This is a genomic window from Weissella paramesenteroides, from assembly GCF_051903945.1.
Lineage (GTDB): Bacteria > Bacillota > Bacilli > Lactobacillales > Lactobacillaceae > Weissella > Weissella paramesenteroides_A.
The window spans coordinates 222768-249097 of record NZ_CP192268.1 but is presented as its reverse complement, the minus strand read 5'-3'; the positions used below and the strand labels follow the sequence as shown (position 1 = coordinate 249097).

Genomic DNA, 26330 nt, shown 5'->3' with positions numbered 1-26330 from the left:
TGATTCCTATTATACTAGTTTATTAATTGTAGGCAATCAATCAATCGGGCACCCAATAAGACGGCACAACTGTTGAACCATCCAGATTATACTTGGCAGCGCTACGCTAACCCCAATTAACCATTTAAAAAATCGCATATCTGCAACGATTGTTTTCAGCCCCACTTTGACTTCCGCCATATCTAATTTTAATTCTTGAACATCTTGTTTCAGATCACTGACATCGCGTTTTAAATAACGAACGTCCACCTGTAATTCTGTTACGCTACCTTTTAAAAGTTGTACATCACTTTTTAAATCAGAAATCTCATCATTATAATGCATACTTTCATGTTTTAAAGAGGCAACATCTTGTTGCAAATGCTTAAAATCTTGTTGTAAATGCTTAAAATCATTATTTTTAAACGACATGAAATCATCTACTGTCATTAAGTTGTGTACTTCTAAATTCGTTGCCACCATATTTATCCCCATTTCATTACTGGTAGAGCTTATTATATCAATAACTTTTCCAAAACTTAGACGAGGTTTTATTCGTTTTTAAAAAAAGAAGTTGGAACAAAAAATGTCCCAACCTTGTTTACTAAAATTATATAAATTATAATCCTGTAGCTCATATAGCATAAACGCGCTCCAAAAGTTTGAAGCCGGTGTGTAACGCGCTCCTAAATAACTATTCAAAAATAGTTTGATTCCGTTCGACAAACCACATAAGACCAATAAAAATCAAAATTGCAATAACCATAACCGTTGTTTGTAAGAACCAACTGTTAAGTTGCGCAAACAACACGCCATACGCCCAAGGGGCTCCCGCAGCAATTAAATAACCACCCGTTTGTGCCATACCTGATAACGCTGAACTTTCCAATGGATTGCGAGTTCTGATTGCGTATGATGTTACCATGTAGACAAAGACAGCCGTTCCGCCTAACCCGATAAAGCTAGTCACAATTAACCACCAAACTAGACCTGCCTGCGTGTTATACATCATAATGATTGCAATTAACCACAATACTGTCGCACCAGTCATAAAGCGCACACGTTGCTTATAGTTTGCCCGTTCTAAGAAACTTGGTACCCACATTGATGCTGGAATACCAATTAGTGACATGACCCCAATGACCCAACCTGACTGCGTTGCTGTTAATCCGGTACGTTGTGCAACCGTTGGTATCCAAGCAATACTTGTATAAAAAACTGCTGACTGAATACCAGCCATGACTAACATCGCCCATGCATATTTATTACGCCATGGATGCACCTGATCTGGCTTATTGTTAACCGTATGGATCCGTTGATTAACAGATGTGTCAACATTTATAGCCATATGTAACACCCAAGTTACCACCACTAAGAAAACAATGACCGACAAGAATAATACCAACATTTGCCAACTAAATGCCTTGGTAATTGGTACTGCAATGATTTGAAAAATTGCGGTCATTAATGTCATGGTTGTACTATATAATGACGTGTAAGCACCAATTTTATTAGGAGTAAATTTAACCAATGTCGCTGGCAACAAAACGTTGATAAAGGCAATTCCCGAACCAACTAAAATTGTGCCGACAAATAACATTGATGCACTAGCAACACGTAGCAGCGATCCAAATAGTACAAGTAACAAAGCAACTAACAAGGTCTTTTCCATGCCAAAACGACGCGTGAAATAACTTGTTGTTGGCGAAAAAATCGCAAAAGTTAATAATGGCAAGGTTGTCAGTATACCAAGTTGACTGACAGGTAGCCCAAATGAATGCGCAACATTATCAATAACCACTGGTATGGTTGTAAATGTTGATCGCATCACAACACCTAATAACACAATACTCAGTGTAAATAACCACTTTTTCTTCATTTTCTGCTCCTTCAAATAAGTTCTACTCACAACCATATAATAAAATAAGCAAAATAAAAAGCCAGTTACTTTAAATATAACTGGCTTAATCGTTTATATTTGAAAACTTAGTCGCTTACTTTGTTGCAAAATCAGCAAATTGTGCCCCAACACCAGCCAAGAATTCCTTAGTACCCTCGTTAGTGATCTTACCGTTTTCATCAGCAAGTTCCATTGTGTTACCAATGAACAACTCAGGTTGGTGCATGATCTTCATATCCAAGAAGTCCAATGAGTTACGCAATACGTGGTGTGCAGCCACACCAGCAATGCCAGAAATTGATTGTGAAGCTGGCAATACTGGCTTACCTGCCCAAACGCTTTGTCCCCATGGACGTGATGCAACATCCAATGCATTCTTCAATGCAGCTGGAACACTACGGTTGTGTTCTGGCGTGACAATAATAAATGCATCTTGAGCCTTAACTGCTTCACGGAATTCCGTGTATTCAGCAGGTGAAGCTTCATCATAATCTTGGTTATACAAAGGTAACTTTGAAATGTCCAAGTATGTTACTTCAGCATCTTCAGGCAAACCAGCAACCAATGCTTCTGCAACACCCAATGAGTATGAGTTCTTACGAAGTGATCCAACAATTACACCATATTTTGTCATATTAATTCCCCTTAAATTTCTTTCGTATGTACAACAATTAATTCATTAATACTAGTTTAGCTTACTTTTTGAAAGTTGTAAATGCTTATTTTTAATAAGTTAATTGGTTAGCAAAAAAGTACGTATCAGGTCGATACGTACTTACTTTTACTTAAAATTTAATCTGATTAATCTTCCTTAGTTAGGTCAATCAAAATCTTAGCTTGTGACTTATCTGTTGATAGGCGATCAAATCCCTTTTCAACGACGTCATCCAAACCAATAATATCCGTAATAACTGGCTCAACATTAATTTGACCTGAGCTAACAAGATCAACTGTTTGTTGGAAGGTCTCACGTGAGTATGCAATCGTTGATGTCAACTTAACACCAGCATTCATTAATTGCATTGGGTCAAATGAGATTGGGTGAGCAAAGATTGAAACGATTACTGCCGTTCCACGAGCCTTTGTTACATCGATTGCTTGCTCAAAGGTTGGTTGTACACCAGCAACTTCAAATGATACATCTGCACCACCACCCAAGATTTCGCGGACAGCTGCAACGGCATCATCAACTTCACCAGGGTTCACAACATCAGTTGCTCCCATGGCTAATGCCTTTTCCAATCGAACAGCTGATAGATCAATAGCAACGATCTTGGTAGCACCGGCAGCCTTTGCAGCTGCGGCAACTAACACACCGATTGGTCCGGCACCGAAGATGGCAACCTTTTGACCAAACTTCAAGCCACCCTCTTTAACCGCTTGTACAGCAACGGCAGTTGGCTCAATTGTTGCAGCTAACTTTAGTGGGAATTCTTCTGGTAATGCATATAGGTTACCTTCTGGTACGTTAACATGGGCAGCAAAACCACCGTCGCAACTTAGACCGATGAAACTGTAGCCATCATAAACATCCACATCATCTGGTGATTCACCATGTGTCACAGTTGGGTTAACAGATACATGATCACCAACTTTGTAGTTCTTAACATCCTTACCAACTGATTCAATGACACCTGAGAATTCATGTCCCATTGTTAGTGGTGCTTCACCACCAGTCAATTCGTCAACCTTATCAACTGGAATAAAAACTGGTCCCTCTAAGTATTCATGCAAGTCACTACCACAGATTCCTGCATATGCAACACGAATAACGACTTCATTGTTCTTTGCTGGCTTCAAGTCTACATCTTCAACACGAATATCCTTTACGCCATGCCATACTGCTGCCTTCATGTTAATACCCCCAAAAACATAAATCATTTAAAATAAATACTAAAATCATCATTTCATGAAATATATCTCTCATGAATAACTACATTTTATTCCCAAATTTAAAACTGTGCAATAGTAAGTATCCCTAAAAGTGAAACAATAAAAGTCCACTTTTTAGGAAACGTGATTACAACAAGGTTAAATGTGAATTAATTAACATAAAAACGCTTACATATTTTAAATTATATTTTATAAAAAGGGAGTGTGTTTGTTTTAAAAATCACAATGTACCACTTACACTTGCACACCCAATGCGGTAACGATATCCTTTTCCATTTTTTCAGGGGTAGTAATCGGTGCATAACGATGAATTAGTTGACCATCACGTCCAATCAAAAACTTTGTGTAATTCCATTTGATTGAACCATTACCTGACATATTTTTTAAATACGCAAATAATTCATCTTCATCTTTGCCATTAACCATAACCCGTTTTGTCATTGGAAACGTGACCCCATAATGCACTTGGCAGTAATCACTAGTTTCCTCATCTGTATCTAACTCTTGTTTAAATTGATTTGAAGGCAAACCTAATACAACTAGTCCATCCTCCTGATATTTCTTGTATAATTCTTCCAATCCTTCAAGCTGAGGCGCTAAACCACACTTACTTGCGGTATTAACAATAATGACAACTTTGTCAGCATAATCTTTTAAATTGATTTCTTTCCCGTTCATTTCAGTTTCCGTAAAATCATAAATTGATGTCATAATATCCTTCTTCCTACAAACAAAAGTATTTAAGCGATAACTTGCACACTACTGAATAGAACCTGATCGTCATTACTCTTAAAAGTTTTTTCTAAATTGGATAATCGTTCTACGCTCAAAGCCTATCATAACTTTCATTATAAAGTCTAATGATTAAACCTAATTAAAAGTAAGCGAATGGTAGCGTCTTTCACAACTAATGAGCCATATTTTGTTTTTGAATCATGTCATAATATACGCCGCGCTGTTTCATGAGTTCATCATTTGTGCCACGCTCAACAATTTCTCCTTGATGCAAAACCAATATGGTATCAGCATGCTGAATGGTTGATAAACGGTGCGCAATAGCGATTGTTGTTCGTCCATCCTGCATTCTCGCCAGACTTTGTTGAATCAACTGTTCAGTTTCTGTATCAATATTGGCAGTTGCCTCATCCAAAATTAAAATTTTCGGATTTGCTGCAATCGTCCGAGCAAAAGCAATCAATTGTTTTTCGCCAGTTGAGTAACTCGCTCCTCGTTCAATCACTTTCTCATCATATTTGGCCGGCAATTTATCGATGAATGTATCTGCACTAACAAATTTAGCCGCTTCTTTTATTTGTTCATCGGTTATTTGTTCGTTAAATAACCTAATATTTGATTTAATCGTGCCATAAAACATAAACGGCTCCTGCAACACTAGTCCCATTTTAGAACGCAATTCCGTCATTGGATAATCTCTGATATCTCGGTCATCCAATAAAATTTCACCAGAGCCAAATTCATAGAAGCGCATTAATATATTAATAATCGACGTCTTACCACTTCCTGTCTGACCAACTAAAGCAATCGTTTGACCTGGTTCAGCGATAAATGACACATCCTTTAAAATTGGCTGTTTACCATCATAAGAAAAAGTGACGTGCCGAAACTCAATTTTTCCCAATGTTAAAGTTGCGTTAGCTTGTTCATGCTGTTGTGGTGCAAAAGTTTGTTCATCAACGATTCTTAATACTCTGGCTCCAGCCACGATACCATCTTGAAAGTCACTAAACCCCTCCATAACTTGTCCCATTGGATTATAAAAATTCTCTAGATATGTGACAAATGCATAGACCACACCGGCAGCAACATAAGAATGTAACCCATGAACACCAAAAACACCTAATACAACCACTGTTCCCAAGGCATAAAACAAGTTGATGATCGGTCCTAACAATAGAGAATTAACACGTATCATTGCCTTTCGAGTCGCCAAATACTCATTGTTTACCGCTTGAAATTCATCATCAACTCGCGTCTCTTGTCGAAATTCTTGAATAACACTGATACCATTAATTGATTCAGCCAATTTATTATTAAGTGCGCTCAATTTTTCACGCATGCGACGATAGACCCTTGAACTGTATTTTTGGTAATACCAAATAATAAGGCCTAAAAACGGCCAAAAAATAGTTAACCATAGGGCAATTTCTTTGTCCGTGGTAAACATTGCGAAGAATGCTGTAACCATCGAAAATACAGCAATAATCAAACTGCTAAATAATTGCCAAAAATTCTGAAATGCCATGGTATCGTTTGTTAATCGTGATAAAATCGATCCGCTTGGTACTTGATCAAAGTAACGCATCCCCAACTGATGTAATTTTTTGAATAAAATTCGTCGTGTATCTTCCAACATATATTCAGCACCCATACTATACAAGTACGTTTCACCAAATTCAGTGATTGCTCGAACAATCATCCCAAATAAATATAATCCAGCAAAGAACCAAATGATTCCCATTGTTGCTTGATGTTTGGCCAAATAATTATCAAAGTATATTTGGATAATTTTAGGCAACAAAATATTAATAACACTAACAACTGCTGAAAAAATAATTGACCAGTAAAAGTACCATTTAAACGGCTTGGCAAACAAAAATAAGCGCTTGATAATGTGTACTTGTTGTTTTAGAGGGATGCTATGTGCCCAGACAGATTCACTTTTTTTCGCCATCTCATACCTCCCCTTCAACTGCTAAAGCTTGCAAAGCAAATGTTTTTGCATACCAACCATTTTGTGAGATCAATGAATCATGCGTTCCTCTTTCAATAATTTGACCATCTTGCATAACCAATATCTCATCAGCACCCATCACCGAACTTAAACGATGTGAAGCAATAATGGTCGTCTTATTTTGCCGCTCCTGACGTAGTGTCTGTAAAATTGCTGTTTCCGTTTCAGCATCCACCGCTGACAATGCATCATCCAAAATCAGTAGCTCAGGGTCAATCAATAATGCACGGGCAATGGCTAGTCGTTGTCGTTGACCACCCGACAATGAAATACCTTCTTCACCAACTGGTGTATCATAACCTTCCGGCATATTATCTACCTGTTCTGCTAAATCGCTTTTATAAGCAGATTCCTCAACTTCAGCTTGCGTTGCATTTGGACGTGCAAAACGAATATTCTCACGAACGGTGTCAGAAAACAAATACGTTTCCTGGGGGACGTACCCAATTGCCGGCATATAGGCATCCAGCTGATACTGGCGAATGTCTAATGTATTAAACGTTATGGCACCTTGATAATTATCAAATTCTCGTAATAACAAACGAATAATCGTACTTTTTCCAGATCCAACTGACCCAACCAAACCTAACGTTTTACCAGCTGAAATATTGAAATTAATATTTGTTAACGCCGGGGCTATTGCCCCCGGAAAGGTGAATGATGCAACTTGATAATTGACATTTCCTTCCGGCGTTTTATTCACAGCATCTTCAGGCTCAATAATGCTACTTTTTTCTGCCATAATCGCTTCAATTCGGTCATAGCTTGCATTACCACGTTCTAAAGTATTAAATAACATACCCAAAGCAAACATTGGCCAAACAAGCATTGATAAATAAGAAACAAAAGAAACCAATGCGCCTAAAGTAATCACCGAAGTATTTACTAAATGACCACCATAAATAATGGTAACAACATATGAAATAGCCATAATCATCGTTGTAATCGGATCAAATAAGGCATCTAGTTTATTCACGTGTTGATTAATCGTAATCGTGTCATCAATCTGTTGATTAAAATCTTGTATATCTTCCGTTTCTTGCCCAAAGCTTTTGATAACTTTGACACCACTAATGCTTTCCTGTGCTTTATTATTCAATCGTGAAAATGCTGCTTGTGATTTTTTAAAAGCAATATGCATCTTGTTACCAAGTGTACGCGCCATAACTGCCAATAATGGCAATGGTAAGATAGCAATCAAGGTCAGCCGCCAGTCAACAACTAACATCATAGCAATCAAAGTTGTGCCACCCGTTATCAATGAGTCTGCAAATTGCAGAATACCGCCACCAGCAACTCGTTGAATAGCTGATAAATCATTTGTCGCATGTGCCATCAAATCACCTGTACGATATCGCTGGAAAAAAGCTGTATCCATTTGCATATAATGCCAAAAAATACGGTGTCGTAATAATGACTCTAATTTTGCCGCTTCACCCCAAATTGCATTACGCCACATATAACGTGCGATGTACTGGATAATCGCAACTGCTACCAGCCCACCTAATAGTAGAAATAAATAATCAGCCGTCAGCTTTTCTTCACGAATTAAATCAACAAGATGTCCGATAATCCAAGGTGGAAAAATACCAAAGACAGCCGTTAGTACTAACCCTAGTACACCAACGACATAAATTCGCCATTCCTTTTTAAAATACCAACTCAACTTTCTGAAAATACTCACATTATCACCTCCTTGAACATTAAATTAAAAATGCATGATAATATATTTTATACCATTTTAATACACAAATAACTAGTTTCTGATGTTATCGCCAAATTTTCTAATTAAAAATCCCACACTCATCACTGTAGTCGTGAGAAGTGTGGGTAATCTCTACTATTCATGGCTGATGGTTAATGTCGAACCCATTGGATCAACAATGACGATTTGATCATGAGAATTTTCAATTAAACCTGGCATCTGTTCTGCACGTTGTGTTAACAGCGCAAAGTACTTTTCGTCGACAATCACCTGCCAACCAACTAGGCCAGCCTCATCGAGATGTCGGCGCTCACTATGGCGACTTTGCCATAGATTAACCGCATGATGGTGGTGATAATGATTATTCGAATAAAAATTAGCACCCGGCCGCATATCAGTCACTAAATCCATCTGTAAAAAATCTAAAAAGAAATGATCAGCTACATCTAAGTCATTACCCATAAAATGCAAGTGACCAATTTTCATCCCCACCGGAAATTCTGACCATCCATGTGTTTTTTTAGCTAGTAGCGCATCAGCATCAACTTCATCAGTGCCCATTTTTACCTGTCCATCTGTCCACTGCCAACCTGCTGCATCCCGATCATGATAAAGTTCAATACCATTTCCTTCAAAGTCATTAATATACAGTGCCTCACTGACTGTATGATCACCTGCGCCAACCGGAATCTGTAACGTTAGCAAACGATGTAACAACGAAGCTAATTCTGCTGCGTTTGGAAATAATAACGCAACATGATACAGTCCTGTTTGAGCAACAGTTTGTGCTTTACCATTTAATAACATTGTTAGAAACGGTGTTTCACCTGCTCGGAATGCATAATCAATATGGTTTTCATCTGATGAGACATCAACTAAACCCAAAACCTTTTCATAAAAGACACGTGTTCGTTCTTCATCTACAACACGCATTGTTAAATGATGAATATCATATCTTGCCGTTTTCATTTGTCACATCTCTTTCTTTGTTTTACCTACTAAAAGTAAGTGTATCACAAATTACTTATAACGGATTAAAAAAAATCGCCCATCTACCTCATTGATAAATGGCTCTATACTTTCTAGCGTGAAACTAAAAATTTCACGCTTTTTATTTCGCCTTTTTCACAAATATAAAAAGACACCAATAATATACCGGCGTAAAATGTAATCGACGAAAAAAACAGATACGAGGTATTTATTGATGTCCATTAATGATTCTATCCTAAATTCAGTTGGTTTAACAGACAAAAACATTAAATTTTTAATTTCTGATAACGGTGATTTTAATGAATTAATGACCATAGGTCATGATCAACACCAAATCTTACGCTATCGCGCAACGTTAACGACAGTTCCAGAGCATTGTCCGCAATGTGGTTTCTTATTGTCGGGACATTTTTATCTGGCTGGTACCGATACTGCATCATACAAATTACCCACAGCAAACGGTTATCAACAAATTTTATTGTTAACCAAGCAACGTTATCAATGTCTACGTTGTAAAAACACATTTATAGCACAATCAAAAGATTTTATGTCCAATTCAACTATCTCACGGCCATTGTTACATCAAATTATTGATTTAGCAAAACGTGATATTTCCGAAAAAGATATTGCTTACATTTTGCATATATCACACAGCAAAGTTAATCGACTACTGCATCATGCCGCTAAAGCATATCGTACGAATTATACAAAATCATTACCTACGGTCATTTGTGTTGATGAAGTACTCTATGCAAAGCATCATTACGGTTTTGAAATGATAAATGGCACGACGAGTGATTTAATTGAGATTTTTCCAACCCGTACCAGTATAGATATTCGTAGGTATTTATCTAACTACGACCTATCTAATCGTCAACGTGTACAATACGTCGTTACTGATATGAACGCTAATTATAGCGCACCCTTACGGGTGATGTTTCCTAACGCTCAAATTATCATTGATCGTTTTCATATCATTCAATTAGCCATGAAGGCTGTACAATCCACACGTATCACACTACAACGAACAATTAATAATAAGCGTAGTCGTGTATATAAACTACTAAAATCTAACTGGCAATTCTTTATTACAGACCAGTCAAAGATAGACACAACGCAACCACGATGGTTCAAAGGAATTAATGAGTACCTATATCCACAAGATGCTCTACAACTTATCTTTGGTCTATCACCAAAATTCAAACAAGATTATAAAATATACCAAGCCGTCTTACGTGCGCAACGATCTCGTTCGTTTGATGAATTTTCAGTAATTTTATCGCAATACAAGCCCAATCACTCAGCAATGGACCAGGTGATTTTAACCTACAAGAAAAATCTAAAAAGTATCAGAAATGCCTTTTTACAAACACCTTCTAACGGACGTATTGAAGGCATTAATCGTCGCATTAAACAAATTGGCCGTACGGCATATGGCTATGGTAATTCATTGAATTATTTTTTCAGAATACGTCTACAACTATTCAATCGCAAACATATAAACGCTAGTTTTATGAACCTACTAACTAAAAAAAGCTTGCGAGTCTGACAAAATCATCAGATTCACAAGCTATATTTCACAAACTCTTTAGATCGATTTTACGATTTTTCACGCTATTTGACATAGAGCCTGATAAATTTGGTAGATGAGCGATTCTTAATCTTGTTCTAAAAATGTATTTTTGTCTGCTGTCGTCTCAATTAATTATGATTCAGACACAGTTGTCCCGTCATTGAAAGTAATATTTGCTTGTGATTCTGAAGTTGCCGATGAACTTTCAGCTTGTTCGTTAACAATGCTAGCAAAATTATTCTGTAAATCAGCATTTTGCGTTGGAGATAAGGCTAGATCCTCACCACTTGCCGTTTCCGTTGCATAGACAGTACCTTGACCATCATGAATCACGAAGAAATAAGTCGTTGGCGCATCCGAACCTTGTCGTGAACCAGTCGCAACGGCAACAACTTGATAGTCAGCCTTTTTATCTGCCTTAGGCGACCAGGTAAATGATACATCTTTATTATCAAGTTTTAGATGACCGTCTAGCTTACCCTTTTGCAATGCTTCGGGGAACTTATAGGTTAAGTGCTGTGGTGTCCCACCATCATAAGTACCAACATAAGTTTGACCGACTGCCTGTTGCCAGACTCCCATGTAATCAGCTAACTCTTTCATTTGGTTATCTGACCACTGGGCAGCTACCTTTTCTGGTGTTTTTTTCTCACTACTTGACTTCTTTTTTTCACTACTATTTTTCTTGCTATCTGTTTTTGTTTTCTTTGATGTTTTTGCCGAGCTTGCTTTTGACTTGCTTGTATCTTTTTGGGTTGTTTCCGTACCAATTTGGGCATTTTGTTGATTGTGTCTTACCACAACAACCCCACCACCAATTAATACGATTAGCACAACGGCCGCTGCAATAATCAGATCATAATTATATTTTGGCTTCTTATTCTTTGTTGGCTGTAACTCTTCAGCTGTTTCCAACGGTTGCTCTTCAGTCAAATCATCTGAATCCAAGGGTTCCTGATCTTCAACACTATCATTTTCGATAGAAGTAGCTTGTTCATCTTCAACATTCTCAGGCTGATTTACCTCAGCCGACTCTTCAATAGAAGGTTCATCCGCCACATCATCCCCGGATTGTACTTCATCCGCCGTTGAATCAGTTTTATCCTCGCTAATAGGATTCTCTGCTACAGAAGGTGCTGATGTTTCAGACTCAGCTGCTGATTCCTCGTCAGATAACTGCTCATCTGCCTGAATTCTCTCACGCAAGTGTTTCGTCATATCATTAAATTCATCTTCTGTAATAGCACCAGCTTCCAATAAATCTTGGTACTGGCGCAATCTTTCTTTATCGGTCATCGTTTAAATCCTCCAATAACCTAATGAGATTTATTTCTTCTTTCCATTATCCCATACAATAGGTGAGTCACGCGAATATTTCTTTTGCTCTGACTAAAAATGACGAATGATTGAATAATGAAAATAATTTTTATTTTTTCTAGTCATCAAAATAATTTCATATACCAATATAGTCATTCACATGCTTGTTTTTAAAGAAAATCTTTATCACATTGAAATGCACAAACGTTTTAAAGATTGATAATATGCGATTATATACTTTTTCTATCACATCAAGTGTTAAAAGTTTCTTTAAATAAATATTTGAAAATAATTTTCATTGCATTTGTGAATATATACCATTGTAAAAAATCGCCTTGTATTACTCATATTTTGGCTGTATACTCATCTTGCGTCATGTCATTACATATCACGCAGAAAAGAGGGGCTTTTATCAAAAAATTATTTATCGATATGGACAATACACTTGTTGATACTTTGCCTGTATTAAATGCTGAAAGTCAAAATGTCCAAAAATATAACGTTAAAAAACCAGACCAAGTTCCTGGCATCTTCCGCCACCTAAAACCATTACCTGGTGCAATAGAAGGTGTCAAAGAATTAGCCAATTACTTTGATTTATATATTCTTTCCACTGCGCCTTGGGAAAACCCTAGTTCTTGGCAAGATAAAATCAACTGGCTAACCGAGTACTTCGGTAATGATGCAGACAGTCCTTTTTACAAAAAGGTTGTCTTAACGCATCAAAAGAATTTAGTAAAAATGCCAGATAGCCTATTATTAGACGATCGTCCTTATCATGGTGCCAGTGATTGGGATGATGCCAAAATAGATAGTTTTTGGCTACAATACGGCTACGATAATCGACTTGTATGGACCGCAGAACTGGTTCCTTTTTTGATTAGTATCGCCAATTCAAACAAGGGTTCTCTGCGTGACGATATCGCATATGCGAATAAACAAAACCAATACGCATTGCGTCATGCAACCACAGAATTTAAAAAAGAAAGTTGGGAATAAAAAATGACTATTGTTTCAGGAAAAGATGTTGTTTCAAAAGCTCGTTTATCAGGATATGCTGTCGGTGCATTTAACACCAACAATCTTGAGTGGACAGAAGCCATTTTACGTGTTGCACAAGCACAACAAGCACCAACAATTGTCGCTGCTTCAATGGGTGCCATTAAGTATATGGGCGGTTTCAAAACTGTTGCTGACTTAATCCGTAATTTGGACCATGAGTTAAACATCACCGTACCAATTGCGATTCATCTTGATCATGGTGACTATGAAGCTGCAAAATCTGCCATCGCTGCCGGATTTACATCCGTAATGTTTGATGGCTCTCATCTACCATTAGAGGAAAACCTAGCCAAGACACGTGAAATCGTTGCCTTGGCGCATGCTAAAGGTATCTCGGTAGAAGCCGAAGTTGGTACGATTGGTGGCGAAGAAGATGGTATTATCGGCAATGGTGAAATTGCACCAGTTGAAGAAACAATTGCTATGGTAGAAACTGGTATTGACTTCTTAGCAGCTGGTATCGGTAACATTCATGGACCTTACCCAGATACTTGGCAAGGTCTTCACCTTGATCATTTGCAAAAGATTACAACGGCCATTGATAAAGCTGCTGGTTATAAAGTACCCGTAGTCTTGCATGGTGGTTCAGGCGTCCCTGATGATCAAATTCGAACAGCAATTTCGATGGGTGTTTCAAAGGTTAATGTTAATACCGAAGCCCAATTAGCTTTCCATCAAGCATTGCGTGATTTCATTCTGGCTGATCATGACTTAGAAGGTAAGAACTACGACCCACGTAAGTTACTTGCAACTGGTGTCAAAGCCATTGAGAATGCGCTAGTAGATCGCATCGCTGTGTTTGGCAGCGCTAACCACGCCTAGTCAATAAAATACTAGCAGTTAAACAAGCTACCACTGACTAAAAATTTGCCAGTAAGATAGCTTGTTTTTTTGCGGATCAACATAATTAAATCTACTATTTTACGACTAGCTAAGGTAGTATATTGTTTAGTTAGTTTCAGGCATCACACCAAATTAAAAGGACAACTCATCTCTATGAATAACATTCTTAATTATCAACGATTCCTTTGGGTTATAACGACCTGCCTACTGTTGATAATCACACTATTTGGTACCCTACCTTTATTTATTCTCACTGCCATTTTTATTTTCGTATTCCTAGTGATTAAACTATTTACAATGGTGCCCTATTCACTCGGTCTGAAAATCATCCTATTAATTAGTTACACCATTACACTAATTCTGCAGCTTGTTTTTTATACTAGTGTTGTTTTCTCAAATCAAGGAACACATCAACCGCTACTGCACTTTATTGCAGCAGCAACATTACCACTGCCATTTTTACTGGAAGATATTGTTATTTACGCAAAAAATACATCTTTTTATTTGCCTTCAGTTGAAGAAGTTAGCACAATTACTTTTTCACAGATGAAGCGTCATCAAAAACGTATTCACCAATCAGTTAATACATTTGGGAAATTCCGGCATACGCTGTCGATGCATAATCTCCAAGAAATTTTTAGTGATTTAAACCGTCACAGTGCCATCCGATATGTGAATAATGGGTCTTTAGACAATGATTATTTTCAAAAGGCTGAACAATCTCTAACAGACCCCGGTCTTTACATCATCATTTCAAACACAGGTAGTGCTGCCAGTGAACTGATTGGTTTATTCACACAAAAGCAATTTAATCACGCTTCACTTAGCTTCGATGCCGACTTAACAACTATCATTAGCTACAATGGTGGTGAACGTGTCTATCCGCCTGGCTTAAATCCTGAAATGATTCATGCCTTCCATAAAAAAGCTGATGCATCAGTGTTAATTTATCGTCTCCCAGTGTCAGTTGCTCAAAAACGAAAAGTCATCGATACCATTAAACAAATTAATCAGACGGGTAGCGCCTATAACATACTGGGCTTAGTAACAAAACATTCGATGCGTCGTAACATCATGTTTTGCTCACAATTTGTTTATACCATGTTGCAAATTGCTGATGCGACCTATTTTGATAAAGAACCTGGTCATGTGCAACCAACCGATTTCATTGAGTTAGATTATCATAGGAAACTAACGTATGTTTCAGAGATAAAGTTTTAAAATATAAACGCTATGAGCATTCTAAAAAAACTTGTGCAGCTATACAACTGCACAAGTTTTTTTATTCCCCTATAAACACCCAAATATGCCGTAATTCCTTTTGAACTGCTTCCTTTGAAAATGACGTTAAGGCATGATTCTTGTTTTCATTATCATTAGGGTCCAACAGCCGAATATATTCATCATCTGCGTGCGTTAGAACCATGATGTGCCCAACTGTTGTAAATCGACCAGGTTTCACAGAAATGAGCACTGGCACGTTGTTTTTTAGGTATGGTAATGCATCCTTAACGTTCGTCCCAAGATTCTTATACTTATAACCATACTTTTCTGCAAAAGCAGGAAAAATAGACCACAAGGTGCCTGCATCTGTAAAATAGTCGTTTCCCGCCCAATTAAGCACTTGATTAATCGTTAATGGTGTATGTTGCCAATAAGCATTAATCATTGCTAATGAAGCAATAGCGCATGCGTTGTTACCGACAGTCGCATCTTTTCCCCAGCCATAAGTTTCATTAGCCCATCGTTCATCAGTTTGCAAAATGAAGTTATCATTCAACCCTTGTGCTTTTAACTGTTTCCTGACAGTCAGGCTATAGCTTTTCACTAGATTTTTCAAATTTTCTACCAGCTATCTATTTAGCCACTTCATCGGCTAAATTTATTTTTATATCAATAAATTTATTATACCTTGCTTATAATTTTATTAACTATAAAAAGACTAATGAATTTTATGCCAGAAAAAAAGTACCATCAGCATAGTGCTAATGGTACTTTTTGCATTCATTTAATTAGAAACTAAACTTGTTACCATTGTCTTCTTTGATGTACTTTGAAGTTAGACCTTCAGCTTCAAGGAACTCGCGGAATGGTACAAGCTCTTCAGCTTCGTACTTTTCCTTGTAAGACTTAACAATATCTTCGCTGTACAAGTTAGTATCAAGCTTCAATGTCTCAACAGGAATTGGACGATCCTTAGTGATCTTAGCATCGATAACAACAACACGACCTTGGTTGTAGTAATCAACAGCTTCCTTCATGACACGATCGATATCTTCGATACGGCTAACCGTCAAACCAACAGCACCTTGTGCCTCACCGATCTTAGCGTAATCAACATCAGTAAAGTCAACACCGAAGTTGTAAGTATTAGTATCCTCATACTTGTTCTTGATGAAACCGTACTCAGTGTTTGTGAACACAACGTTGATAACTGGCATGTTGTAGCGAACGTTTGTCACAACATCTGGGTAAGTCATTGAGAAGGCACCATCACCCATCAAGTTCCAAACTTGACGATCTGGGTAAGTGTTCTTGGCACCAATACCACCTGGCAAACCAATACCCATTGTGGCGAACAATGGTGAAGTACGCCACATGTTCTTTGGTGTCATGTGCAAGTGACGGATTGACATTTGTGTAACGTTACCAACATCAGTCGAGAAGATAGCATCTTCTGCAGCGTACTTGTTAATAGCATTGTAAATTTGGTAAGCTTGAAGATCACCTTCAGTCTTTTGCTCAAGTTTGTTCATGTAGTCACGCCAGTTTTGAACGTTCTTAATGTTAGCGTTCCACCAAGCTGATTCTTCAACAGGTGCAACCTTTGCAATGATTGCATCAATTGCTTCACCGGCATCGCCAAGGATAGCAACGTCAGTTTGGTGACGCTTTCCTAGCATAGCTGGGTTGTTATCAATTTGGATGAACTTTTCAACGTTACGGAATGTACCTTCAACTTCTGAGAATGGGAAGTTTGTTCCAACGAACAATACAGTATCTGCTTCAAGAACAGATTCGTTAGCTGGCTTCCAACCAACACGGAATGTTGATCCAGTCAAAGCTTCGAAGTCCCAGTCGAAAGTTTCAAAGTTCTTTCCTGTTGTAATAACAGGTGCCTTGATCTTACGAGCCAATTCTTGAACAGCTGGACCATGTCCCATAGTACCAACACCAGCATAAATAACTGGACGCTTTGCTTGGTTCAATAGTTCTACAGCTTCGTCAATATCTGCTGCATCAACTGGTGCTGACTTGTAGTTCTTGAACTTTAGTCCTGAAGAATACAATGGTGTTGAATAGATTGAATCTGCATCTAACTCTGCAAATCCAAAGTCAGCAGGAACTTCAAGAACTGCTACACCATGCTTAGCGATGGCAGTACGGATGGCATCATCAATCAAGTGAGGTAGTTGCTCTGCAGTAGCAACACGACGGTTATAAACCGCAATGTTTTCATACATTGGGTTTTGGTTCAATTCTTGGAATGAGTCCATGTTCAATTCACGAACTGGCTTTGAACCCAAGATTGCCAATACAGGAACGTTATCCATTGCTGCATCGTACAAACCGTTAATCAAGTGAGTTGCACCAGGTCCACCTGATCCAACAGTAACACCGATCTTACCGCCAAACTTCCATTGCATAACTGCGGCCATGGCACCAACTTCTTCGTGCTTAACTTGCAAGAACTTGATGTTGTTTTCAGGATTTCCCATCGCATCCATGAATCCACTCAATGTTCCGGATGGCACACCGTATACAGTGTGAACACCCCAACCTTCCATAACCTTCAAAGCTGCTAAACCAGCAGTTGTTTTGTTCTCTGACATTTCAACATATCTCCCTACATGTTTGCGTTTTGGAAACGCTTTCTTACTTTTACCAAATAAAATTATATTTTAAGTAGTAGTATAATGTCAAGCTTATTTTTATAAAATAAATCAATATAATATAAAAGCATATACAGAGATTCTTTCAAATTAAACACTATTGTAAACTAATTCTAACCAAATACAATATATTATAATTATTTCGTATTATATTATTATGTTAGAAAAAATGTTTAATTTATAAAAAAATTCCTTTTTATCTTCAAATTTATTTCATAAATTTATGACTAATAATTAATGAACAACTTCACAAAACATTCAAATATTGTTAAAACAATGTTCATGAAGTTTCATCTTAATTTTTTTCACAATCTCTGAAATTATGTAAAATTGCCCAAAATATATAATCATTAACTAGTGAAATTTATCCCAAAACAAAAGGATCTGCTCCAGTTACATATTGGAAACAGGTCTCGGTTTATTTAAATGTCTAACTTTTTCCGGCACTTCAACTATTAACTTGATGCTTTTTACTGGTATTTGTTATCTACACCATCACTTGAATTTAGTCACTAATTGCTGGTGCCTGATGCACAAATTCTGTGCTATCTAACTGTTCTAACATGTACCAAGCTAGGTTAGCTCGCGATAGTTTAGACTGTAATTTATCCTTGCCCAAATATCCAACGTGCACGCTTTTATTTAATGGTTTATTAGTTAATAGCGATGCAATTCTAAGTAGCGTCCAATCACAGTCAGATTGACGTACTAACTCCGTATATTTAACAATTGATTCATAAGAACTCGGACTACCTTTTCGAATCATTGTCCGTCTTAATTTAAATTTTGTGCTATCAATATCAAGTGCATCCTGTGCACTAGTTGTTGATAACGCCACAAAACGTTTGATACCAAGTTCTTCTAGTGCAGTTAAAATATTTGCGATTCCCAAACTGATTTGTTGATCACTCTCTGGCTTGCCTGTGGGACCCAAGGCACTGACAACAGCTTGACTGCCTGAAATTGCTTGTTTAACCATATTTAAATCATCTAACTGTCCTTCGATAACTTTTAAATTCGAATCGGTCAAAGTTAATTTTGCTGCTTCTCTAACATAAGCAACCACCTGATAACCACGATTCAAAGCTTGCTGAACAACTTGCCTACCAGTTTTACCACTTGCGCCAAAAACTGTAATTTGCATTAAATTCACCTACCTTTTTTGCTAATATGTTGTATACTCTTTAAATTATTTTAGCATTAAAACTAATGCTAATTATAGAAAAAGAGCCGTGAAATCAATTTTCACAGCTCTTTTTATCATAATTTATTTATTAAAATATGCCTTCAATGCATCAACCTTGTCCAAACGCTCCCAAGGCAAATCCAATTCAGGACGACCAAAGTGACCGTAGGCAGCAGTTGCTTCATAACGTGGCTTACGCAAATCTAAGTCTTCAATAATTCCAGCTGGACGCAATTCAAACAAATCACGAATGGCAGCAACCAAGTCATCATCAGATACCTTACCAGTACCAAACGTCTCAACGTTCACTGAAACTGGGGCAGCAACACCAATGGCATAGGCAACCTGAATTTCGACCTTTTCAGCTAAGCCAGCGGCAACGATGTTCTTGGCAATATGGCGCGTTGCATAAGCAGCTGAACGGTCAACCTTGGTAGCGTCTTTTCCAGAGAAAGCCCCACCACCATGACGTGCATAACCACCGTATGTATCAACGATTACCTTACGACCCGTCATACCAGCATCACCCTTAGGTCCACCAATAACGAAACGACCAGTTGGGTTGATCAAATAACGTGTCTCATCATCAACCATATCTGCAGGAAGGATTGGCTTGATAATTAACTCACGTACGTCACGACGTAATTGTTCCAATGATACTGATGCACGGTGCTGTGTTGACAAAACAACCGTATCAATACGAATTGGCTTATCATTTTCATCAAGTTCAACAGTTACTTGCGCCTTTGCATCAGGCAATAGGTAATCCAAAATACCTGCACGTCGAACATCAGCTTGTTTCTTAACTAACTTATGCGACAAAACAACTGATAGTGGTAGATATTCATCAGTTTCGTTGGTTGCAAAACCAAACATCAAACCTTGATCACCAGCACCAATTTGGTCAAGCGGATCAACACCACCATCCTCACGTTGCTCAATAGCTGAATCAACACCTTGGGCAATATCTGGTGATTGCTCATCAATTGTAATCCCCACATGAATGTCATCAGCCAAGAAACCAGCATCAGGATCATCATACCCAATGCGCTTCAAGGTCTTACGTACAATATCATTAATATTCACATATGCGGTCGTTGATACCTCACCAAATACATTAACGTATCCGGTCGTAACAGATGTTTCAACGGCTGTTCGTGCTTGTGGATCTTCTTTTAGAACGGCATCCAAAATGGCATCTGAAATTTGATCAGACACTTTATCTGGGTGACCTTCTGAAACGGATTCTGACGTAAATAAACGCTTTTCTGACATGATTTATTAAATATCTCCTTTACGTAACGAAAATCAAAATAAATAACCCCGACGACCACACATAGGCGGCACGTCGGGGTTTAGTCGATATGCGCCTATCTGCTAGAAATTACCACATCACCGTTACGGTAGTTGGTGTCAGCTCATGGGGTCTAGTCCCTCCCTGACTCTTGATAGGATGTCGAGTTATTTACTTTTTAATACTTAACCTATAATACTGATTTTTTTATTATTCTGCAAGTTATTTTTAGTAAGTGTCCCTAGCTATAATTCATCAGCTAGTCCCAATGCACCACTCACATAATCAAACATTGCACTTGCCCCAGGATTATTTGCAACCTTAATTTGTCTACCCAAGCGTCGCAGACGATGCGCTGCAGTAACTGTTTCATGATGCGCACCACGCATGACAATTAGTACAAAATCATAGTACGTTTTTTGCATTTCATGCATAATTTTATCATTACTAACATCTGATGGATCTAACCAGACAACATTGATACCTAAATGATTTAACTTTTTTGTAGCATTTTTAACGGTCTCACCCCACCAAGAAATAATCAACACCTGCTTCTTTAAGCATAGTATTGGACTAATAGTTTCGGTTTCCTCCTGTGTCGGTTGATGATCAATGACACGCTTGTTTAGCTGACGAATCATCATCACATATCCCGTATCAGAACGTTGTCGAGCAGAGTAATAATAGTTTGTTGTCAGCGAATCTTGTGTAATGCCATTTAAAGATATATCAGACAATGCATACTTTTGCCCGTTTTGATCAATAAATCGCCAGAGTTCATTATTTTTTTCAAAATGACCTTGTATTTGCTGCCATAAGGTTAAATCTTCCGCAATTAATTCATTATACTTATGCACCAGTCGAAGTAGTGGGTGATAATCTTCAACACATGCAAAATTTAATTCACTTGTTAACTGTCGAATTCTCTCTGAACGGCTAAGTGGCAACTCATGATGACGTCGTTTCTTATACAAACGTAATTCCTGCTGCACTTCTGAGAATTTTTGTTTTAAGGATGCAATTTCTTCTTTGAAAGATTTATCATCTAATTTTGGACAAACATGTTTAACATTTGAAATCTGCTTGACTACTTTTTGACGATTTTGTTTTGTCTGTTTAATTCTAATTTGTTCACGAAGAGCTCTCATCTCTGTTTTTTGCTTTTCAAATTCAAATTGACAATCCCGAATTGTCTGTTCAAGCTGTTTAATCTTTGTTTGTAATTCCTCATTCTGTTTTTCTCTAATAATCAATTGTTTTGATTGCTGTTCCAACTTTACTTGGGTACAGTCATATTGCTCCGTCAATTGTATTTTTACATCAGTTAATTGTCGAATACGTTGTTTCAACGATTGATTGGCTCGTTTTATTTTGTCAGCTGTTTCTACCTTCACATTGGAAACCACAGTTACTTCAATATTTTGATAGAAATCACTTTCCACAATTTGACCTAATAATAATAAATTCAATTGCTTTAAAAATTTTTGAATGTTGGTTACTTCACCAGTTGGCAAAACGACCTGCAATTGTCGTACCCGTAAATCATTTTTATAGCGAATTAAACTTAAATTAAATGGTCGCGTAGGTAATTTATCATCCAATTGTGATTGTAAGGGTCTTAGCATGATTTGACTGTTTTGGGTCAATTTAATCAATTGCTGGCGGGATAATAAACTATCACCGGTATAAATCTTTTTTACAAAACTCTCAAAGCTCTTTATATCAGTGACTACTTGCTCTTTCTTCTCTGTTATGTGTTGTTTATTAAGTTTCATAAAGTAACCTTTCATCAGATAATTATAGTCAAATGTTACTTTGTTTCGTTTCGAAAAACAATATTTTTCATGACACAAAATTATACAAAGGTTAAAAAATTAGCTTTGCTTTATTTCAAAAAAAGTGAAGCTTGTTCTTAAGAATTAGCTTCACTTTTTGAAATTAGTTTATTTAAATGTAACTGGCTGCAAGTCATCACCATGTTTAATGGTGCCACTATTTACTTCGAACTTTTCAATTCGTTTAGGATCAACAAAGAACATAATAATTGTGTCATCATATCCATTATCACGAATAATATCTCGATCAAAGGTCATTAACAAGTCACCTCGATGAATTTCTTGTCCATCAACAAAGTGCAAATTAAATCCTTCACCCCGCAAGTTAACAGTACCAATACCCACATGAATAATAGCTGACAAACCATTATCAGATTCAATACCAAATGCATGTTGCGTCGAGAAAGTAAAACGAACTTTACCATCAAATGGTGCATAAACTTCGCCCTTTGTTGGTTCAATTGCATAGCCGATACCATGGAACAAAGACAAATCTTGATTTGTTTGCTTTAATGTTTTCAATGCTGTTAAATGTCCATCAGCTGGTGCAATAATGGCTTGATGTTGAATTGCGTTTGTATCCACAGGCATATCAATATTTTCAGTTGCTAGTTTTGCTTCCAGCTGATCAACAACTTCAGCATGCACTTTTTCAGATAGCTTTACTTTCCACAAAAAAATAATTAAAGCTAATGCTGCCAATGTTAATGGTGTGTAAAATGAGAACAACTCAAAAGTATGGACATTACTTGATGTCATATCCTTAGCAGTTGCAGAACCTGTCATACCTGCTGCCACAGCAATAAAACCAACAATACCATTAGAGAATGCACCTGAAATTTTATCCAACAATGGTCGAATTGACAATGTCACCGCTTCATTTCGGATACCATTACGTAATTGTCCGTATTCAATCGCATCAGTCAACGTTAACACAGTCACTAATTGTGCATAGTTAAAGTTAAATAATACTAGTCCAATTGTAATTAACGTTGGATTGTCATGTGCCGTTAAGAAGATAATATATGACAAAATCATTGCAATCTGACCCACAGAATACAACACTTTACGTGGAATAAATTTATTTAGAACACCATAAAGTGGTGCTGTGAAGAAACTGACAATTGTGGCTACGACACCAGCAATCCAAAATTGATTTGGTTTATCAAGAACAAATTTAAAGTAGTAGAATAATACACCATTAGTGGCAACGTAAGCAACAGAGTACATCAGATAAGCCAATGACGTCCAGAGCATCTGATCATTCTTAGCAATTCCCACAAAGACATCCTTAATTGATGTCTTATCTTGGTTGGCTGAATCACGGATAATATTATTTTTCTCTCTGGTTCCCCATGCTGTAGCAAGTGCGCAAAGGACAGCCAATACAGAAATGATAATGGCAAACGCTAGCCAACCGGCACTTCCTTGTTCATGCTTACCAGTTGCTAGGTAAGTAAAGTAGGTTGTAATTGGCACAACAATGATGGTTAAACCATTCCAACCAATTGTTCCAGTAAAACTACCTAGAACAGTGAAAACGCCACGTTCTTGACTGTTTTCGGAAATAGCTGGTACCATCCCCCAATAAGCCACATCACTAAACGAATAGAAAATATCTAAAGCAACGAAAATAATGACAAAGGCAATTGCAAACAATAGCCAATTAACCTTTGATAATCCAAATATACCAGTAAAACAAATAACCAACAAAATTGCACTAACAATCGTACCAATTAAAAGCCAAGGCTTGAACTTACCATATTTAGTTCGTGTATTATCAACAATGTTACCTAAAATTGGATCTAAAACGACTTCTGCTAAACGAATAATAACAACAAGCGTCGTAATTAAACCAATCAGCTTATTAGCAATTGACTTTTCAACACCCGCAAACATTCCTGACGTCACATACACAATAAAATATGTACTCAATGCCCCATAAAAAGCTGAATGCCCTAGGTTACCTAACGCAAACCCAATGCGCTCCTTATAACTAATCTTACTCATAATAATTTCCTCTATTAACCTTCTTCAACCAATACTTTCGTGTCATACGCTGCCACATCATATGTTCCAATGCTAATAACCATGCCTGTTAGCAAATCCCGCATCGGTGTATTAACCGTAATTGTTTTTTCTTCATCACTGAAGTTAGTAACAAAATAATAAATTTTTTGTTCATTAAGACGCACATTAATATGAATCGCTGCATCCGTTTTATGGATAAGATTTGCTTCTTTCAAGTCTAATTGCGTCACCAATGTGTCATAAAAAGCTACCATAAAATCACTGTCAAAACGTGTACCAATATAATATGCTTGACCATTCCCATATTGATTTTGTGTTATTGCAGGCGTTTCAGCGTACCATTCACTCGCATAGTTAGCAATTGCTATTGCATGATCAACTGACAATACGGTTGCGTAATCGTGTGCTTGGAATTTTTTCTGTCCATCTGCTACTACTACTTGTTGCGTTGGATATAATGTATCTGTTTCAAGCGGATCAACACCATAAACATCACGTAGCGCTTTTGGCCAACCACCTAGATAGGCAAGATACCGTTCATCAACTTGACCCGTAATATAAGTACCAACAATGGTTCCCCCCTGCGCTACATACGCTCGTAATTTGTTAGCAAATTCCTCAGTCATCATAAAGTGCATCGGATCAATCACCAACTTATAGGCTGTTAAATCATCAGTTGTGCTAATAAATTCAACTGGTACATCTTGTTCCCAGAAATATCGATAATGTTCCTGAATTGTTCGCCAATATTTAATTGTTTCAGCAGCATAATTACGAACATCATTTAATGCCCACATATTGTCATAATCATACACAATAGCCACTTTCGGTTGATGAGCCTTCGTATTTAAAGCTGGTTGCAACTGGTTTAAATTCTCACCAACTTGCGAAACTTCTTTAAAAATACGTGTATCATCACGTAAATCATGGCCAATTACGGCACCATGGAACATTTCCGATGAACCACGTGATTGGTGCAACTGGAAATAATTAATTGCATTGGCCCCATGAGACACTTCTTGTAAAGCCCCCATGCGATGCATACCTGGTGCTTTGGGACGGTTAAAAGGATGCCAGTTCACTTGTGACGGTGTACTCTCCATAATCATGTAATTATCGTGCTTTAAACTACGCATGACATCATTCATCGCTGCTGTATTCATGGCCAACTCAACTGAACTTTTTGCATCCGTTCCCCAACTTGGATACGAATCCCAGCTAACAACATCCACATGCTTAGCAAAATCTTGATAGTTTAAATCAAAGAAAACATGCTCATCATCAGGGTTACCACCCATAAAGTTTGTTGTGATTTTAATATTCGGGGTTACTTCTCGGAGTACCTTTGCCTCAACTTCATAAAAATTAATCGTTTGATCTGAAACAAAACGATGCCAGTCTAAATTCAAGCCCAATAAGTTTTGATCGCCACGAGGAGATGGTGCAACGACTTGATTCCAACTCGTATATGTGTGACTCCAAAATGTTGCCCAATAAGCTTTATTCAAATTTTCTAATGTCTGATACTTCTGTTTTAGCCAAGTACGAAAAGCATTCTGGCACAGATCACAATAACATGCCCCACCAAATTCATTAGAAACGTGCCATAGTACTAAGTTCTTACGCTTTCCATATCGCTCCGCTAATTTATTATCGATTGTTTGAACTTTTTCTCGATAAGCCGGACTGGTATAACAATGATTATGCCGTTCACCAAATAAATTTCGTTGCCCATTTTCATCAACTCGGAGTACTTCCGGATAATTCTCAGCTATCCAACGTGGACGTGCACCACTTGGCGTTGCTAAAATCACATTTATATCTTGCTTTTCTGCCCGATCAAAAACATCATCCAACCAATCGAATTGGTAAATTCCTTCACTTGGCTCCAATTGTGCCCATGAAAAAATGCCAACCGTTATGGTATTGATATGTGCTTTCTTAAAATATTCAAAATCTTGTGCAATAATTTCCGGATGGTCTAGCCATTGTTCAGGATTATAATCGCCACCATGTCCGAACGATGTTCTTTCTTTCATCTTTAACCTCTAGTATCTTTTTAACAATTTCAATGACA

20 protein-coding genes and 1 riboswitch are annotated in these 26330 nt (G+C 37.4%); of the genes, 4 read left to right on the top strand and 16 right to left on the bottom strand.

Features of this window, described 5'->3' with window-relative positions; genetic code table 11:
- Positions 1-36: 36 nt before the first annotated feature.
- From ACQ4QH_RS01195 to ACQ4QH_RS01160, 8 genes are all read right to left on the bottom strand, one after another.
- Positions 37-462: a hypothetical protein gene (locus ACQ4QH_RS01195; protein ID WP_439818977.1), complete on the bottom strand. Its 426-nt coding sequence runs from the start codon at positions 460-462 to the stop codon at positions 37-39.
- A gap of 211 nt (positions 463-673) precedes the next feature.
- Positions 674-1858, bottom strand: a complete 1185-nt coding sequence (locus ACQ4QH_RS01190; RefSeq protein WP_439818976.1) for an MFS transporter — start codon at positions 1856-1858, stop codon at positions 674-676.
- Between the two features lie 115 nt (positions 1859-1973).
- Entirely contained in the window at positions 1974-2513 is a 540-nt protein-coding gene (locus ACQ4QH_RS01185; protein ID WP_439818975.1) for an NADPH-dependent FMN reductase, read from the bottom strand.
- Positions 2514-2680: 167 nt separating this feature from the next.
- Positions 2681-3733: a 2,3-butanediol dehydrogenase gene (locus tag ACQ4QH_RS01180; protein WP_439818974.1), complete on the bottom strand. Its 1053-nt coding sequence runs from the start codon at positions 3731-3733 to the stop codon at positions 2681-2683.
- Positions 3734-4006: 273 nt separating this feature from the next.
- A complete protein-coding gene (locus tag ACQ4QH_RS01175) occupies positions 4007-4483 on the bottom strand; it encodes a glutathione peroxidase (RefSeq protein WP_439818973.1) in 477 nt (158 codons plus the stop codon).
- A 196-nt stretch (positions 4484-4679) separates the two neighbouring features.
- A complete protein-coding gene (locus ACQ4QH_RS01170; protein ID WP_439818972.1) occupies positions 4680-6464 on the bottom strand; it encodes an ABC transporter ATP-binding protein in 1785 nt (594 codons plus the stop codon).
- Position 6465: 1 nt separating this feature from the next.
- Entirely contained in the window at positions 6466-8208 is a 1743-nt protein-coding gene (locus tag ACQ4QH_RS01165; RefSeq protein WP_439818971.1) for an ABC transporter ATP-binding protein, read from the bottom strand.
- A gap of 156 nt (positions 8209-8364) precedes the next feature.
- Positions 8365-9198, bottom strand: a complete 834-nt coding sequence (locus ACQ4QH_RS01160; RefSeq protein ID WP_439818970.1) for a VOC family protein — start codon at positions 9196-9198, stop codon at positions 8365-8367.
- A 235-nt stretch (positions 9199-9433) separates the two neighbouring features.
- On the opposite strand from ACQ4QH_RS01160, the gene ACQ4QH_RS01155 reads away from it, so the two are divergent.
- Entirely contained in the window at positions 9434-10768 is a 1335-nt protein-coding gene (locus tag ACQ4QH_RS01155) for an ISL3 family transposase (RefSeq protein WP_439818095.1), read from the top strand.
- A gap of 156 nt (positions 10769-10924) precedes the next feature.
- Here the strand turns inward: ACQ4QH_RS01155 and ACQ4QH_RS01150 are convergent, their stop codons facing one another.
- Positions 10925-12088 (bottom strand): DUF4767 domain-containing protein, encoded by a 1164-nt coding sequence (locus tag ACQ4QH_RS01150; RefSeq protein ID WP_439818969.1) that lies wholly within the window; start codon positions 12086-12088, stop codon positions 10925-10927.
- A gap of 453 nt (positions 12089-12541) precedes the next feature.
- On the opposite strand from ACQ4QH_RS01150, the gene ACQ4QH_RS01145 reads away from it, so the two are divergent.
- The 3 genes from ACQ4QH_RS01145 (at position 12542) to ACQ4QH_RS01135 (ending at position 15235) form a co-directional block, all read left to right on the top strand.
- Positions 12542-13108 carry a 5' nucleotidase, NT5C type gene (locus tag ACQ4QH_RS01145; RefSeq protein ID WP_439818968.1) on the top strand — a complete coding sequence of 189 codons (567 nt, stop codon included), beginning with the start codon at positions 12542-12544 and terminating at the stop codon, positions 13106-13108.
- A 3-nt stretch (positions 13109-13111) separates the two neighbouring features.
- Complete coding sequence (locus ACQ4QH_RS01140) at positions 13112-13993, top strand: class II fructose-bisphosphate aldolase (RefSeq protein ID WP_439818967.1); 882 nt, start codon at positions 13112-13114, stop codon at positions 13991-13993.
- Positions 13994-14167: 174 nt separating this feature from the next.
- Positions 14168-15235: a hypothetical protein gene (locus ACQ4QH_RS01135; RefSeq protein WP_439818966.1), complete on the top strand. Its 1068-nt coding sequence runs from the start codon at positions 14168-14170 to the stop codon at positions 15233-15235.
- Between the two features lie 61 nt (positions 15236-15296).
- Here the strand turns inward: ACQ4QH_RS01135 and ACQ4QH_RS01130 are convergent, their stop codons facing one another.
- The 7 genes from ACQ4QH_RS01130 to ACQ4QH_RS01100 form a co-directional block, all read right to left on the bottom strand.
- The gene (locus ACQ4QH_RS01130) at positions 15297-15842 is read right to left on the bottom strand and encodes a C39 family peptidase (protein WP_439818965.1); all 546 of its coding nucleotides are present in this window, start codon (positions 15840-15842) and stop codon (positions 15297-15299) included.
- 184 nt (positions 15843-16026) lie between these two features.
- Positions 16027-17847 carry a pyruvate oxidase gene (spxB, locus tag ACQ4QH_RS01125; protein ID WP_439818964.1) on the bottom strand — a complete coding sequence of 607 codons (1821 nt, stop codon included), beginning with the start codon at positions 17845-17847 and terminating at the stop codon, positions 16027-16029.
- A 565-nt stretch (positions 17848-18412) separates the two neighbouring features.
- Positions 18413-19051, bottom strand: a complete 639-nt coding sequence (locus ACQ4QH_RS01120) for an NAD(P)-dependent oxidoreductase (RefSeq protein WP_439818963.1) — start codon at positions 19049-19051, stop codon at positions 18413-18415.
- 123 nt (positions 19052-19174) lie between these two features.
- On the bottom strand, positions 19175-20368 hold the full coding sequence (metK, locus tag ACQ4QH_RS01115; RefSeq protein ID WP_439818962.1) for a methionine adenosyltransferase: 1194 nt from the start codon (positions 20366-20368) through the stop codon (positions 19175-19177).
- 92 nt (positions 20369-20460) lie between these two features.
- A riboswitch (SAM riboswitch) is annotated at positions 20461-20548 on the bottom strand.
- A gap of 84 nt (positions 20549-20632) precedes the next feature.
- Positions 20633-22162 (bottom strand): hypothetical protein, encoded by a 1530-nt coding sequence (locus ACQ4QH_RS01110; RefSeq protein ID WP_439818961.1) that lies wholly within the window; start codon positions 22160-22162, stop codon positions 20633-20635.
- Positions 22163-22330: 168 nt separating this feature from the next.
- Positions 22331-24232, bottom strand: coding sequence for a glycoside-pentoside-hexuronide (GPH):cation symporter (locus ACQ4QH_RS01105; protein WP_439818960.1), 1902 nt, complete (start codon positions 24230-24232; stop codon positions 22331-22333).
- 14 nt (positions 24233-24246) lie between these two features.
- Positions 24247-26292 carry a beta-galactosidase gene (locus tag ACQ4QH_RS01100; RefSeq protein WP_439818959.1) on the bottom strand — a complete coding sequence of 682 codons (2046 nt, stop codon included), beginning with the start codon at positions 26290-26292 and terminating at the stop codon, positions 24247-24249.
- Positions 26293-26330: the final 38 nt, after the last annotated feature.

Bases quoted from the DNA above. Each gene is read 5' to 3' on its own strand.
- ACQ4QH_RS01170 (WP_439818972.1), bottom strand. From the start codon at position 6,464: ATGGCGAAAAAAAGTGAATCTGTCTGGGCACATAGCATCCCTCTAAAA.
- ACQ4QH_RS01105 (WP_439818960.1), bottom strand. From the start codon at position 24,232: ATGAGTAAGATTAGTTATAAGGAGCGCATTGGGTTTGCGTTAGGTAAC.
- ACQ4QH_RS01135 (WP_439818966.1), top strand. From the start codon at position 14,168: ATGAATAACATTCTTAATTATCAACGATTCCTTTGGGTTATAACGACC.
- ACQ4QH_RS01120 (WP_439818963.1), bottom strand. From the start codon at position 19,051: ATGCAAATTACAGTTTTTGGCGCAAGTGGTAAAACTGGTAGGCAAGTT.
- ACQ4QH_RS01195 (WP_439818977.1), bottom strand. From the start codon at position 462: ATGGTGGCAACGAATTTAGAAGTACACAACTTAATGACAGTAGATGAT.
- spxB (WP_439818964.1), bottom strand. From the start codon at position 17,847: ATGTCAGAGAACAAAACAACTGCTGGTTTAGCAGCTTTGAAGGTTATG.
- ACQ4QH_RS01160 (WP_439818970.1), bottom strand. From the start codon at position 9,198: ATGAAAACGGCAAGATATGATATTCATCATTTAACAATGCGTGTTGTA.
- ACQ4QH_RS01100 (WP_439818959.1), bottom strand. From the start codon at position 26,292: ATGAAAGAAAGAACATCGTTCGGACATGGTGGCGATTATAATCCTGAA.
- ACQ4QH_RS01190 (WP_439818976.1), bottom strand. From the start codon at position 1,858: ATGAAGAAAAAGTGGTTATTTACACTGAGTATTGTGTTATTAGGTGTT.
- ACQ4QH_RS01180 (WP_439818974.1), bottom strand. From the start codon at position 3,733: ATGAAGGCAGCAGTATGGCATGGCGTAAAGGATATTCGTGTTGAAGAT.
- ACQ4QH_RS01140 (WP_439818967.1), top strand. From the start codon at position 13,112: ATGACTATTGTTTCAGGAAAAGATGTTGTTTCAAAAGCTCGTTTATCA.
- ACQ4QH_RS01155 (WP_439818095.1), top strand. From the start codon at position 9,434: ATGTCCATTAATGATTCTATCCTAAATTCAGTTGGTTTAACAGACAAA.
- ACQ4QH_RS01150 (WP_439818969.1), bottom strand. From the start codon at position 12,088: ATGACCGATAAAGAAAGATTGCGCCAGTACCAAGATTTATTGGAAGCT.
- ACQ4QH_RS01110 (WP_439818961.1), bottom strand. From the start codon at position 22,162: ATGAAACTTAATAAACAACACATAACAGAGAAGAAAGAGCAAGTAGTC.
- ACQ4QH_RS01185 (WP_439818975.1), bottom strand. From the start codon at position 2,513: ATGACAAAATATGGTGTAATTGTTGGATCACTTCGTAAGAACTCATAC.
- ACQ4QH_RS01145 (WP_439818968.1), top strand. From the start codon at position 12,542: ATGGACAATACACTTGTTGATACTTTGCCTGTATTAAATGCTGAAAGT.
- ACQ4QH_RS01175 (WP_439818973.1), bottom strand. From the start codon at position 4,483: ATGACATCAATTTATGATTTTACGGAAACTGAAATGAACGGGAAAGAA.
- metK (WP_439818962.1), bottom strand. From the start codon at position 20,368: ATGTCAGAAAAGCGTTTATTTACGTCAGAATCCGTTTCAGAAGGTCAC.